Source organism: Nostoc sp. FACHB-280, from assembly GCF_014697615.1.
Lineage (GTDB): Bacteria > Cyanobacteriota > Cyanobacteriia > Cyanobacteriales > Nostocaceae > Nostoc_B.
In genome coordinates, this window is sequence record NZ_JACJSD010000054.1 from 1 (window position 1) to 12,838 (window position 12,838).

13 protein-coding genes are annotated in these 12,838 nt (G+C 41.1%); 7 read left to right on the forward strand and 6 right to left on the reverse strand.

Annotated features, from left to right (window positions below; translation table 11 throughout):
- Positions 1-80 precede the first annotated feature (80 nt).
- Positions 81-782: a two-component system response regulator gene (locus H6G75_RS27710; protein WP_190983116.1), complete on the reverse strand. Its 702-nt coding sequence runs from the start codon at positions 780-782 to the stop codon at positions 81-83.
- Positions 783-1,121: 339 nt separating this feature from the next.
- Here H6G75_RS27710 and H6G75_RS27715 point away from each other — a divergent pair, with 339 nt between their 5' ends.
- From H6G75_RS27715 to H6G75_RS27730, 4 genes are all read left to right on the forward strand, one after another.
- Entirely contained in the window at positions 1,122-3,344 is a 2,223-nt protein-coding gene (locus H6G75_RS27715; protein WP_190983117.1) for a heavy metal translocating P-type ATPase, read from the forward strand.
- A gap of 121 nt (positions 3,345-3,465) precedes the next feature.
- Positions 3,466-4,311, forward strand: coding sequence for a hypothetical protein (locus H6G75_RS27720; protein ID WP_190983118.1), 846 nt, complete (start codon positions 3,466-3,468; stop codon positions 4,309-4,311).
- Between the two features lie 131 nt (positions 4,312-4,442).
- On the forward strand, positions 4,443-4,922 hold the full coding sequence (gene bcp / locus H6G75_RS27725) for a thioredoxin-dependent thiol peroxidase (protein WP_190983119.1): 480 nt from the start codon (positions 4,443-4,445) through the stop codon (positions 4,920-4,922).
- A 4-nt stretch (positions 4,923-4,926) separates the two neighbouring features.
- Positions 4,927-5,742: an EndoU domain-containing protein gene (locus H6G75_RS27730; RefSeq protein WP_190983120.1), complete on the forward strand. Its 816-nt coding sequence runs from the start codon at positions 4,927-4,929 to the stop codon at positions 5,740-5,742.
- Positions 5,743-5,877: 135 nt separating this feature from the next.
- Here the strand turns inward: H6G75_RS27730 and H6G75_RS27735 are convergent, their stop codons facing one another.
- Entirely contained in the window at positions 5,878-7,314 is a 1,437-nt protein-coding gene (locus H6G75_RS27735) for a DUF4335 domain-containing protein (RefSeq protein WP_190983121.1), read from the reverse strand.
- Entirely contained in the window at positions 7,311-7,937 is a 627-nt protein-coding gene (locus H6G75_RS27740; RefSeq protein WP_190983122.1) for a DUF3038 domain-containing protein, read from the reverse strand. Before H6G75_RS27740 ends, H6G75_RS27735 begins: the two co-directional genes overlap by 4 nt.
- 486 nt (positions 7,938-8,423) lie before the next feature.
- Between H6G75_RS27740 and H6G75_RS27745 the strand changes: the two genes are divergently transcribed.
- The 3 genes from H6G75_RS27745 to H6G75_RS27755 all read left to right on the forward strand — a co-directional run bounded on the left by H6G75_RS27745 (position 8,424) and on the right by H6G75_RS27755 (position 10,374).
- A complete protein-coding gene (locus tag H6G75_RS27745) occupies positions 8,424-8,942 on the forward strand; it encodes an adenine phosphoribosyltransferase (protein WP_190983123.1) in 519 nt (172 codons plus the stop codon).
- Between the two features lie 74 nt (positions 8,943-9,016).
- Positions 9,017-10,057 (forward strand): ABC transporter permease, encoded by a 1,041-nt coding sequence (locus tag H6G75_RS27750; protein ID WP_190983124.1) that lies wholly within the window; start codon positions 9,017-9,019, stop codon positions 10,055-10,057.
- A 35-nt stretch (positions 10,058-10,092) separates the two neighbouring features.
- A complete protein-coding gene (locus tag H6G75_RS27755) occupies positions 10,093-10,374 on the forward strand; it encodes a hypothetical protein (RefSeq protein ID WP_190983125.1) in 282 nt (93 codons plus the stop codon).
- A gap of 96 nt (positions 10,375-10,470) precedes the next feature.
- Here the strand turns inward: H6G75_RS27755 and lspA are convergent, their stop codons facing one another.
- The 3 genes from lspA to cruF form a co-directional block, all read right to left on the reverse strand.
- Positions 10,471-10,944: a signal peptidase II gene (lspA, locus tag H6G75_RS27760; protein WP_190983126.1), complete on the reverse strand. Its 474-nt coding sequence runs from the start codon at positions 10,942-10,944 to the stop codon at positions 10,471-10,473.
- 80 nt (positions 10,945-11,024) lie between these two features.
- Positions 11,025-11,579 (reverse strand): biotin transporter BioY, encoded by a 555-nt coding sequence (locus H6G75_RS27765; RefSeq protein ID WP_190983152.1) that lies wholly within the window; start codon positions 11,577-11,579, stop codon positions 11,025-11,027.
- A 272-nt stretch (positions 11,580-11,851) separates the two neighbouring features.
- Positions 11,852-12,760 (reverse strand): gamma-carotene 1'-hydroxylase CruF, encoded by a 909-nt coding sequence (gene cruF, locus H6G75_RS27770; protein WP_190983127.1) that lies wholly within the window; start codon positions 12,758-12,760, stop codon positions 11,852-11,854.
- Positions 12,761-12,838: the final 78 nt, after the last annotated feature.

A 12,838-nucleotide genomic window follows, 5' to 3' on the forward strand; every position in this document is an offset into this window, starting at 1 on the left:
TGCTAGAACCTACGAAGAATTAGATCAAGCTATCACAAATGCCCTAGATGCAGTGACTAAAAAAGACATTATTGGATGGTTTACTCACTGTTGTTACTATATTGCACCCAACTGAGAACCGCTATATAGGTCTCGCTCAAGCAAGGATCGTAGTAAGATGTGGACAGTAGGGAAGTCCAGCCTGGTGCTACCGATTCTGTGGAGACAATTCCTGAGCCATCGGACTGTAAGCGAAAAATGAGTACACGATCGCTCTTCAAAAATTGCCTGACTTCGCTGACAGTAGTTTGGAGAATTTCGTCAATATCCAATGATTGATGAATTTTTTGAGTAATTTGCGAGATTAATCTGTCTTTTTCAATGCGTAGTTGCAGTTGGTTTTGTAGTTCTACTCTGGCGATCGCCGAGTTAACGGCCATTTGCAGCCTTTCTGCGGTAATCTGCTCTTTGACTAGATAATCCTGCGCTCCCGCTTTCATCGTCTGGACGGCGATTATTTCGCTACCCTGTCCAGTTACAACAATCACAGGTAAGTATAGCTGTTGAGATGAAGCAGGATACAAGGTAGCAATAAATTCCAGTCCATCGGTATCTGGTAAGCGGTAATCTAGCAATACAACATCTGGTTGATGCTGCTGCCATAGTTCTAAACCTTGCTTGCCAAGAGTTGCTTCTAAAATGTTATAAGAATAGTCTTTGTCTTTGAGCAAACACCGCCGATAGAATTCTCTGTCGTTTGGGGAATCATCGACTATTAATACAGTACGCTGTTGCTGGCTCATGAGCAATTGTTGGGGTAATCTGGCATAATCTTAATTTCAAAACGATAATCTACAAAGGTTTCGATGTCTGCTTTAATTAAAAAAAGTTGAGCAGCTTGGCGATTTAGCTGTTGACTTTATATTTTGTAACAATCCGAAATATCTTTGTAAGATTAAGTAAATTTAACTTTAATTCTTATGTGAATTAAAAATTTTTAAACAATATCAAATTTATCACCCTGAGCTTGAGTTAAAAACTCAAGCTGGAAGAAATAAACATAAAAAATAGTTGCATTCGCTAGCAATTAATTAGCAAGAGGATTAAGCTATTGTGCATACAAGTTGCCTCATTAAAATTGTATGTCAATCGCCACCAAACCAGCTATTACTAAGCGAGTGGCTCAGGAAGCAAAAATCGCTACAGAAATTGAGTATCAGATAGTACATAAAATTCCTGGCAGAATTCGATTTCGCGTTCCGTTGTTAAACCACGAACTAAATTATGCTCAAAACCTACAAGAGTTACTAGAAGCTGATAGTAGAGTTTTACAAGTAAGGATTAATTGTGCTTGTAGTTCTGTTGCAATTAGCTATCAATTATTTAGCCAGAATCATGAGTTAATACAAGCGGATTTAGTCGGTTTGTTAATTGAGGCGAGGCAACGTCAAAATTCTCTCATTCAAAGTCAAAACGTAGCAGAAGTAGATGATGATGGTCTGAAGTTGCCAGCTTTTGCGACGGTTTTAGCTTTACTGGGTTTAGGGTTTCCTATCCCTAGATTGATAATTGCGGCGACTGTAGCATTAGCAGCTTTACCGATCGCAAAACGGGCTTACGTTAGTATTACGCAAAAACGCAAATTAAATATAGATTGCCTAGATTTTATGGCGATCGCTCTCACTTCTGCCCAAGGCAATTTATTAACACCAGCTTTGGTGATGACTCTGCACGAAATTGGCGATATGATCCGCGATCGCACTGCACGCGTTACCGAAAATCACGCCGCCGATTTACTCGATTCTTTGGGACATTTTGCTTGGGTAGAACAACCAGACGGACAAAAACAACGCATCCTCGCCACCCAAGTCCAACCACAAGACACAGTAATCGTTTATCCTGGTGAACAAATCCCCGTAGATGGACAAATTCTACGCGGCACAGCGTTAATCGACCAACAAAAATTAACTGGTGAATCAATGCCAGTCGTGCGCCAGTCAGGACAAGCAGTTTACGCTTCTACTTTAGTCCGCGAAGGCGAAATTTACATCCAAGCGGAACGCATAGGTGCAGCGACTCGTGCCGGTGCAAGTATTGAGTTAGTGCAGAAAGCCCCAGTTCACGATACACGAATGGGTAATTATGCCGCCAACATTGCCGATAAAGCAGTATTGCCAGCTTTAATTTTTGCTGGCTTGGTATTTGCCACCACCCGTAACCCCGCCAGGGCTGCATCTATTCTCACCCTCGATTTTGTCACTGGGATTCGTGTTTCTTTACCCACAACTTTCTTAGCAGCCTTGCACCACGCCACTAGACATGGTGTATTAATTCGTAGTGGCAGTACTTTAGAAAAATTGGCAGAGATAGACACCTTAGTATTTGATAAAACAGGCACTTTGACTCAAGGTGATATTGAAGTTGTCGAAGTTGAAACCGTGGCGGGGAAAATGCCTACTAAGAGAATGTTAGCCCTAGCCGCCGCTGCCGAACAACGCCTGACGCACCCAGTCGCCGCCGCCGTAGTTAAATATGCCGAAAAACAAGGGATTGAAATTCTCCCCCGCCAAGAATTTGTTTATGAAATTGGTTTGGGTGTCCGCGCCGAAATTGATGGTGAACAAGTTATAGTCGGGAGCGATCGCTTTTTGCGTCAGTGCGGTGTTGTCCTCGATTGTCTTTATGAACCACATCATTGCAACGATGCAGATTGTCCACACCATTTAAATTGCCGTATTTCTGCCCATGATTCTTTGTTATATGTGGCAGTTAATCAAGAATTTCAAGGGGTAATTTATTATACAGACCCGCTACGTCCTGAAAGTGCAGATGTGATTGAGCAACTGCAAACCCAGTATGGTATGGAAATCCATCTGCTGACTGGAGATAATCAGCAAAGGGCCGTAGCGGTTGCTGAAGAACTGCATCTGCCCCTATCGCAAGTTCATGCTGAAGCATTCCCCGCCCAAAAAGCTGAAATAATCCAAAAATTACGTCAATTAGGGAAAACAGTCGCCTTTACTGGCGATGGCTTAAATGATTCTGTGGCTTTAGCTTATGCTGATGTAGCAATTTCCTTTAGTAATGGTTCCGAAGTAGCCAGAGAAACCGCCGATGTTGTCCTGATGGATGATAACCTCAGCAGTTTTTTAGCAGCAATAGCGATCGCTCGTCAAACCAAAGCAGTCATTAAACAAAATATCGGTTTAGCCGTCGTTCCCAATTTAGCCGCCTTGGGATTAGCTACAACTTTCGGGTTGCATCCTTTAGCCGCGACAATTATTCACAATGGTTCAGCAATTGCGGCTGGGTTAAACGGGTTGCGTCCCTTAATGCACCAAGATCCACCAAGACAGTCACAATAAAAGAGAGGCTAGTAATTTTTAGCTTATAGCCCATGAAATAAAATGGCTATAAGCAGTCCTAAATGAATTACAAACATCTCTACCTTGTCTCTTTAATTCTCATATCAAATAGGATTGCTATATGTCTGTAAAACCTAATTACCAACCACAGGCTACAGACACAAATATCGATGCAGATATTTATCTATTTGCGCGGCTGCAAAAACTTTCATTGGCTCAACGAATAAAAATCTTTGCTGCCCATGATAGTGGTGTGAAAAAACTATGTTTGGCAGGAATTAAAACTCGACATCGTGATGCTGATTTAGAAATAATTCGCAGTATATTCGCTCGTGCTGTACTAGGAGAAAAATTTACTCCCACTTTTCAAGCAATAGGTTTTAATGAAAGTATGTGGATTCAAGACTCGATTAGCCTTGCAGGTGAAATACACCAAATTTTTGAGTCTATAAATATTCCTTATTATGTCAGTGGTGGTGTTGCTAGTTCAATTCACGGTGAGCCTCGTTCAACCCGTGATTTAGATTTGGTGATTGAAGTTCAAATTGACCAAATTGATTTACTAGTAATCACACTAGAAACTGCTGGCTATTATTGCCCAGCAGGTGCAGTTGAGAACGTGAAACAAGCAAAAGAGCGAATGCTCAACATTACACATACAGAAACTATTGCTAATGCTGACATTTATATCAGTGACAAGTCCCCATTTGCTATATCACAAATGGCACATCGGATTTTAATTAATTTAGATGGCATATCACCTTTTTGGGTAGCTTCAGCCGAGGATACTATTTTACAAAAGCTGCTATGGAGTCGTGGTAGTGAATCTCAAAAACAATGGCGCGATGTTTTGGGGATACTCAAATTACAAGCACAAAATTTAGACTATGTATACCTTGTAGAATGGGCTGAAAAGTTAAATTTAGTTGATGTTTTTAGTCTGGCATTAAATGAAGCTGGTTTATAAAAGTTAAACTAGTTCTTAACTTTTAAATAACAAGTATGCAGCAACTTTTATCACATTGATGCCCAGTTTGCTTTGTGCGATCGCCAAATTTAGGTAAAATCTTGAGGCGATCGCTATCTTTGAGATATACCATGAGCAACATTCCCCAAGCTGGACAACCTACACCCACTTTTGCGACACCAGACCAAAATGATAATTTAGTAAGTCTAGATGATTTTAGTGGTCAATGGATTGTCCTTTATTTTTACCCTAAAGATGACACCCCTGGCTGCACCACAGAAGCCCAAGACTTTACCCAATTAAATTCAGAATTTAGCCAATTGGGAGCTAAAATCATCGGCGTTAGCCCAGATTCTATTAAATCTCATTGTAAGTTTATCAACAAACATAACTTGTCAATTACCTTGTTGAGTGACCCAGAACACCAATTAGCAGATTCTTATGGTGCGTGGCGATTAAAAAAGTTTATGGGTAAAGAATATATGGGAATTGTGCGCTCAACTTTCCTCATTTCCCCAGATAAAATCATTGCTTATGCTTGGCCGAATGTCAAAGCCAAAGGTCACGCTCAAGCAGTACTCAATAAATTATCAGAATTAGCAAATCATTAAATATATGAAAGCACCACACCTGATAATTAGTCAATTAACTTTACTGGCAATAACTTGTATATTCGGAGTGCAAAATTCTGCCCTGTCCCAGTCTCCAACTCCCGCACTTTTGCCATTTTTTGATGATATCGATAACCCAGTTCCAGTGGGATTTCCTAGAGGACAGCAATTAGATATCTCACCAAAACCACCCACACTTAATACTTTTGACGGTTCTGTTCTGAAAACTTGTGGTGCGATTGGTACAAGAGTCCAACCCAATCAGTTTAAACAATTACTATTATCTTATCCCAATGTATTGCGAAAAATTCAACAAGCTAGTGGTGGCGAAATCCGTTCTGGTCGCCGCAGTCAAAACCAGTTTCTTGAAGATTTAACTAATGTTTGGTTTAAGAATAAAGGATTTGAACATATTTTTTGTGGTGAAATCTATAACGCCAATGATATTGGTGGGTTACATTTTGCTGGCAGATATTTGCAACTCCAAAATTCAGGCATTGCTGGCAGATTACCCAATAATCAAAAGCGGGAAGAAGTGGTTCCAGGTGTCATCTATACCCTGGGAGTAGTCATTAAACAAAATAACAGAACAGTTACAGATAAAATTAAGGGCTATAGTTATCTCAGCAATGCCGAAGAAATGTTAATTGATGCCACTAGAGCATTTAAATTACAACAAAATCAAGAAGGTGCTTGTATTTATAATGTTCGTGACTCAGAAACAGGTACAACCTTTCCTACTGTTTTTGTCAGGAAAAACAAAGCAATTGTGACTTTTTATCCTGATGCTACTCCCCAAGGGACAAAATGTAGAAATTGATACCGAGTTGCTGTCAAAGATAGAAATTTAGGGTGAGAGTAGGGAGTAGGGAGTGGGGAGTAGGAATTCGTTCCACCCAACCTACATTTATTTTTCTCTCTTACCTGTCACCTGTCACCTATTACCTGTCACCTATCACTGATACCCCTTCCAAGGAGTAACTTCTAGTTTGCCATTAGGATTAAACACTACTTGGTAATGCGCTAGAGGTTCTTGGTTGTTTGGTGCTGCGCCATTGGAACCATAAACAGATTGAAACATATTGGGCAATGGCGTTTCACGGAAATTATCAAAGGCGACTTGATTTAATGGTTCATAATCAGCAATGATGCCATCTTTATTGACGGCGACTCGATAGCGTAAATCTTTGGTGTAGCTGGGAGTCCCTTTCCAATTTTGGCGAATTGTGTTGTACAGCTTTTGGTTTAACTCTTTAACTGTGTTAGCGTCTGTAATTTTCCGACCTACTACCTGTGGTGTACCAGCATAACCGCGCCAAGGGCTAACTTCTAACACACCTTTGCTGGTAAACACTACTTTAAATTGGGCTATGGGTTCATTATTAATTGCCGAACGTTTTGCCGGGTTGTAAAGCAGTTTTGGTAACGGGGTGAAATTGATTCCTTCGTTTGACCCTTGATTTACTGCCTTATAACCAACGATCGCACCATCACCAGCTACACCTACACGATAAACTAAATCTTCTTTGACTGTCGAGCGATCGCTCCAAGCCGGGTCTATTTGATTCCACACCTGACGATTTAAAGCCCGTAGTTGAGATGGGTCAGTAATTTCGGCTGTTGTATTTAATAGGGCTTCTAAGTCTGTGGTTGGGGGTGCTGTAGCAGCTGTAGTCGGAGTGGCTGTCGGTGTGGCGCTGGCTAGGGGAGTTGTTTCTGCGGTGGGGGTAGGAACAGCAGTCGTAGTTGGTGTCGGAGTGGCGCTGCTTTGGGTTTCTGGTTGCGGTTCTGGTGTGCGGACTTGGGGGGGTGGAATCAAACTAAAAGCCACAGCTGCAACGGCTACACTCGCAACTCCAATACTGGCTGGTACTGCTTGTTTGATGACAACTTCACTAGCACCACTGTAGCGTCGGGGTATTGGTTGTAACTCTAGGGCTAACTCCGGGAGTGTTTGGGTATCGGCAAAAAATTGATCTACTGCTTCTACTAAATCAAACAACTGCACCGTGTTCATATCAATTTGAATCGGTGATTTATTTTGCTGAGAACCCAACACTTCGGTACTGCTTTCAGCATGAACAATTAGCCGATGACGGTTATGGTCAATTTTTTGGAGTTCTACTAATTCTGAGTCTTGGTTATGGGCTTGGGGGTTGGGTACATTGCTTAAAAATTCTTGTCCATAAGCACTTACAGCCCTCACCAAACTTTCAAAAAATTCTCGACCTCCAACTAGAGGCTGCTTATAACCAGATATATAGCATTCTACATTTACCAATATCGATAATTCTGGGCGGAGTTCTTGTAAATGTGCTGCCCTGGAAGCATCGCTTAAACCCTCTAAAAGCAACGTACAGTTAGGTAAACTGTATTTCCGTTGAATGTTCATTCCACTTCCCCATCAAAAAGACTAATCCAGAACCGTTGCATTCCGGCCGTACCAGTACAAAATAGAAGTTTTTCTAACAAATTAATTGCTAACTCATCCAATTTTTCATCAGAAGTTAATGCTAGTACTCCAGAGCGCCGCGCATTCATTCTGCTTTTAAAATGCACTCGGAAGCGTTCTAGGTAATTAGATAAACGTAAATTTTGTTCCAGAGGAATCTGTTTTTCATTCATTTGCTGATATATCATCAGCATTTGGCGGATGACCACGGTTAACCGCCGAGCAATGTAACAAGCAATAACTACTAAAGCCTTGGCTTCTATAATTGTTAATGGTCTGCGGATATTAGCGCGGCGCATGGGGTTAGAGCTACGCATCCGCCATAAATTTACCCGATTTTTAATGATTTCTTTTAAATCCAACTCTTCTGCAAAGGCCAAAATCGCTTCGGAACCACCAAGTTCTAAAGCTTCAATGGCCAATAAGATGAGGTCGATTTGTAGCCGAGTTCTGGGCGGACATCCTTGTCCTGCGATCGCCGGATCTGGTAACGTATCCAGAATCATGGGCGTTGATGCAGGTGCGGGACTGTTGAACGGCGTTATGCTCGCGGAGACATTCATTCTATAAATTACCTTGTGCGCTTCCAACAGACTAGATACACTAGTACAACTAAATTTAAGATAAGTAGCCAAAAAATAACATTAAACCTGTGGCAGTAGCCATAATACTTGACGTATACATGACTTAACTTGTTCTACTCCAAAGTTTGCATATACTTAAATTCCAGTTTTTACAGCATCAGTTCACCTTCTTGTATTGAGTACCATTCCATAATTTAAGCTTGGTGTAGATTCTCACTATCGTCAATGGATGATGATACTAGAGCCTCAAATCCAGCGTATGACATTATAGTGTACGATTTTTCAAGTCTGAAGTTTAAAGTATGAAGTCTGGAGTGGAAAATGCTAGATTTTCTTCTTCAGCCTCTCACCCCAGTATATTTCTGCTTAAAATTAAGCACCCATTACTGAGGAACAGAAAAACTCAACTACTCATTTCATACTTCACACTTCATACTTGACCTACTCCTTATTTTCTAACTGTTTATGGACTTAAAATCTCTAGTTCGTGAAATTCCAGATTATCCCAAGCCAGGTATTTTATTTCGAGATATTACTACTCTACTGCGCGATCGCGACGGACTGCGATACACTATTGACTTTTTTACGAAAAAATGCAATGAAGCGGGATTCCAAGCAGATTATGTTATCGGGATGGAGTCACGGGGATTTATTTTTGGCGCTCCTCTAGCTTATAAATTAGGCGCTGGGTTTATTCCCGTCCGCAAAAAAGGCAAGTTACCCGCCGCCGTTCACTCCATTGAATATCAACTAGAGTACGGGACTGACTGCTTAGAAATGCACCAAGACGCTTTACATCCAGGGAGTCGCGTTTTAATTATTGATGATTTAATTGCTACAGGTGGTACAGCTGGTGCAACCGCCAAGTTAGTCCAAAAGCTTGAATGTGAACTCGTAGGTTTTGGGTTTATTATCGAGCTACGAGATTTACAAGGGCGGAAACAACTCCCAGATGTGCCGATTATTTCGTTAATTGAATATTAGTCAATGGTCATTAGTCATTTGACTAATGACAAAGAACGAAGAACAAAGGACACAGGACAGAGGACAAAAGACAAATGACAGCTACAAAAATTTCTTTGGAGACCGGTCGAGATTGGCTAATTAGGCTAATTACGAGTGAAACTTTTATTTATGTGGTGAAACGGGTATTACAAGCGTTGTTTACCTTATTGTTGGCATCGGCGCTGTCGTTTTTCATCATCAAATTGTCTCCAGGAGATTATGTAGATACTCTGCGCCAAAATCCCAAAATTTCCCCAGAACGAATTGAGGAAATTAGGAGACAGTTCGGGTTAGATAAGTCTTGGCCTGAACAATATTTCTTGTGGTTGTGGCGGATATTTACCAAAGGGGATTTTGGTACCAGTTTTGTCTATCAGCGTTCTGTAGCTTCGCTGTTGTGGGAACGTGTACCGGCAACCTTATTATTAGCGATCGCTTCTTTAATTGTGACATGGGCGATCGCTATTCCTCTGGGCATTGTTGCGGCGGTGAAGCAAAATCGCGCTACAGACCGCATCTTACAAGTCATTAGCTACGCCGGGCAAGGCTTTCCTAGCTTTATCACGGCGTTATTTTTATTAATCTTTGCTCAATTTACCTCGCCTTTATTTCCAGTCGGTAGTATGACCAGCATTGATCATGCTGATTTATCCTGGTTCGGTAAAATTGTTGATATCGGCTGGCACATGATTTTGCCCACAATTGCCTTGAGTATCACCAGTTTTGCTGGTTTACAACGCATTACCCGTGGGGAATTGTTAGATGTTCTGCGTCAAGATTATATTCAAACAGCCCGCGCCAAAGGACTGCCAGAAAATCGCGTTATCTACGTTCATGCACTCCGCAACGCTATTAACCCCCTAATTACTTTGCTGGGATTTGAATTAGCCAGTTTATTAGGCGGTGCATTCATCGCGGAACAGTTCTTTAACTGGCCTGGTTTAGGGAGATTAACCTTACAGGCAGTTATCGCTAAAGACCAATACTTAGTTATGGCGAGTTTGGTGATGAGTGCGGTGCTGTTGAACGTCGGTAACTTACTCGCAGATTTAATGTTAAAAGCAGCCGATCCTCGAATTAAGTTAGATGCTTAAATAATTTAGTCAATGGTCATTCGTCCTTTGTCAATATGCTTTCCGACGTTTATTATCTAGTGCGTTCCAAAACAGATGGTCGTTATTTAACAGCACGTCCCAACTCAGAAGAGTTAGGTTACATATTACTGTTTCGAGAAAATTTTGATGCTTTAAGCTATCTCAATACTCATGCAGCAGAGGTAGCAAACCGCTTTGCTGTGGAGTCTCTTCCAGGTAGCCAACTCAGCAGCTTGCTCAAACGCTGGGGGTTTCTTGGAGTAGCGATTGTTACTGACCCTCTGTTACCCAAAGTAGAATTTTTACAGCATGGTTGAGTAGAGTCATTGGTCATTTGTCATTCGTCATTGGTTAATGGTCAATAACACCAAGCTCTCCCCTACTCCCCTGCGGTCTTTTGCTAGAAATTAAAATCACCTTCTCCGAGGGGGAGTGGGTGTTTTTTGAAACGAGGCTATCAGCAAACAAACAATACCTATACTGATAAATGAATCGGCAATATTAAATACAGCAAAATTAATCAAACGTAAATCTAAGAAATCTACTACATAGCCTAAAACAAAGCGATCGATACCATTGCCCATCGCCCCGCCTAAAATTAAACCATAACCCAACTGATCCCAACGACTGAGCATTGAGCCGAACAAACCCAAGGCGATTAATACTAAACTTACTCCTAAAGATAACCAGCGTAACCACTCCACCTTGCCACTGAATAAGCTAAAAGCTGCACCAGTGTTCGTCACATAAGTAAAGTGAAATACCCCTGGGATGAGTGGTAATGTATCTCCTAATTTAAAGGTTTGGACGACCCAATATTTAGTCAGTTGATCTAAGAAAAAAGCAGTGAAGGCAGCAATCCAAAACAGGCGATTTTTTAAATTCATAGTGAGTTAATTCAGCGTCATTAGTCATTGGTCATTAGTCATTAGCTTTTGACAAAGGACAAATGACAATGGACTAATAACTAATAAAACATTAAATGGCGTAATAAATAAGCTATTGAGGTAACAGCACAAACTACAGCTAATTGTCCTGGTACTGTAAACCAAGAGTATTTCAGAATTGCTTGGATTAAGGAGAGATTTTCTGTACCTTGCCACTGAAAAAAGTAACTCATGGTCAAATAAGTAATACCGCAGAAGTGAATGGTTAACAAGCCACAAATACAACTAAATGCCAAAGATTCTAGTTTTGGTCTGGCTTGAAATGCTAAAAATCCACAAATCCACGCCCCAGGAATAAAGCCTAAAAGATAGCCAAACTGGGACAGTCTGACATAACCTAGACCTCCACCTTCGGAGAATACAGGCAATAAAGTTAACCCCATAACTAAGTACGCAATTTGTGAGAGCGCCCCAGCATTCTGCCCTCCCAAACAACCTACCAGTAATACGGCACCAATTTGAAAGCTAACACCTAAAGAAAAGGTTTGAATTCCATGTTGAGTCCAACTCCAAGGCCAGGTGATACTATATGCTTCCAAAAATGTGCCACCCATTGTTAGGAGTAAGCCAATCATAGACCATAATAATTGAACGGTTCCCACAATATCTGTACTTTCAGCTATGAATCTCTTAAATATGCTCAAAGACGGTAATTTTTAGGTTGTAAGTAAATTAACTGGAATATTTTTAGCCTCAAGAACTATGCTTAATCAGTTTTAGATCCCCGACTTCTTAAAGAAGTCGGGGATCTAGTTGTTCACCAATAATTTAGGACTTCTGGTAAATAGTTGAGGATTAGGTACTCAGAAAAATTTCCCCATCATCCTCGGTTTTTTGCAAGTTTTTACTACTTCAAAGCAACTTCGATGCTGGCTACAGAAACTTCTTTCGTTGCTGGTTCAAGGGTAACTTGATTATTTGCTGCTGATGCTTTCCACCACAAGGTAATCGCGGGGGTAACACCTAAAACTAAACCCAACAATACGGGAATGGAGAAGCCAGCCGCCAAGCTCATGACTGTAGCAAAACCAAAGTTACTTAAGTAGACTACTAAAGGTAGATTTAGTTGCGATCGCTCAAATTTAATTGGCTGATTTTTCCACAACAATGCTGCTACTGTCATGAATACTGCACCAGTACCTAACCAACCAGCAAAGTTTTGATAAGGCATCCCAAAGAAAGCGCCTGGTTGTTGCCAATACCAGAAGGGTAGGGTAGTTTGGCTCATGGCTGGGTCAAGCACAAAATCCCAGGAGGTTAGCAGCAAAGAACCCAAGCCAATTGCGCTAATATGCCGCCACAAGCTTGGTTTTGTATCTACTTCTAAGCCTGCACGAGCTAACAAGTAAGATACACAGCCTAAATAAAACCACGATAAGGGAATTGTAAAGGGAACTAAACCAGCAATTTTATATCCCAAGCCGCTTAAATATTGATAGTGACCAAAAGGAAAGCCTGTACTGGTTCCCAATAATTCACTAGTTAAAGAAATTAATACAGCAGGCAGCAGAAATGCCACAGCACGACCCACACCCAATGTCCGCGAGGCATATAACAATACGGCTGCTGCACCCAAAATCATATAAACTACACCGCCACCAGCCATACTCCACTGCATAGCAGTTTGTCCAAATTCAGACAAGTTCAAAATGAGTTCGGCATTGGGTACAACCAATAATATCCCTACTAACCCAAACACCATTGACACAATATGACCGATGAGGCTTACACGCTCAACGACAACAAGCTGTTTCATGACAATTCCTTAATCAGATGTGATACTTTGCTACTCTGCTGCTAACAGTTTACAAATGTTTACGAAAATATTTAACTA

Excerpts from the sequence above, each read along its gene's own strand:
- H6G75_RS27745 (WP_190983123.1), top strand. The coding sequence starts at position 8,424 with ATGGACTTAAAATCTCTAGTTCGTGAAATTCCAGATTATCCCAAGCCA.
- cruF (WP_190983127.1), bottom strand. The coding sequence starts at position 12,760 with ATGAAACAGCTTGTTGTCGTTGAGCGTGTAAGCCTCATCGGTCATATT.
- H6G75_RS27735 (WP_190983121.1), bottom strand. The coding sequence starts at position 7,314 with ATGAACATTCAACGGAAATACAGTTTACCTAACTGTACGTTGCTTTTA.
- H6G75_RS27730 (WP_190983120.1), top strand. The coding sequence starts at position 4,927 with ATGAAAGCACCACACCTGATAATTAGTCAATTAACTTTACTGGCAATA.
- H6G75_RS27750 (WP_190983124.1), top strand. The coding sequence starts at position 9,017 with ATGACAGCTACAAAAATTTCTTTGGAGACCGGTCGAGATTGGCTAATT.
- H6G75_RS27715 (WP_190983117.1), top strand. The coding sequence starts at position 1,122 with ATGTCAATCGCCACCAAACCAGCTATTACTAAGCGAGTGGCTCAGGAA.
- H6G75_RS27720 (WP_190983118.1), top strand. The coding sequence starts at position 3,466 with ATGTCTGTAAAACCTAATTACCAACCACAGGCTACAGACACAAATATC.
- H6G75_RS27755 (WP_190983125.1), top strand. The coding sequence starts at position 10,093 with ATGCTTTCCGACGTTTATTATCTAGTGCGTTCCAAAACAGATGGTCGT.
- bcp (WP_190983119.1), top strand. The coding sequence starts at position 4,443 with ATGAGCAACATTCCCCAAGCTGGACAACCTACACCCACTTTTGCGACA.
- H6G75_RS27765 (WP_190983152.1), bottom strand. The coding sequence starts at position 11,579 with ATGATTGGCTTACTCCTAACAATGGGTGGCACATTTTTGGAAGCATAT.
- lspA (WP_190983126.1), bottom strand. The coding sequence starts at position 10,944 with ATGAATTTAAAAAATCGCCTGTTTTGGATTGCTGCCTTCACTGCTTTT.
- H6G75_RS27710 (WP_190983116.1), bottom strand. The coding sequence starts at position 782 with ATGAGCCAGCAACAGCGTACTGTATTAATAGTCGATGATTCCCCAAAC.
- H6G75_RS27740 (WP_190983122.1), bottom strand. The coding sequence starts at position 7,937 with ATGAATGTCTCCGCGAGCATAACGCCGTTCAACAGTCCCGCACCTGCA.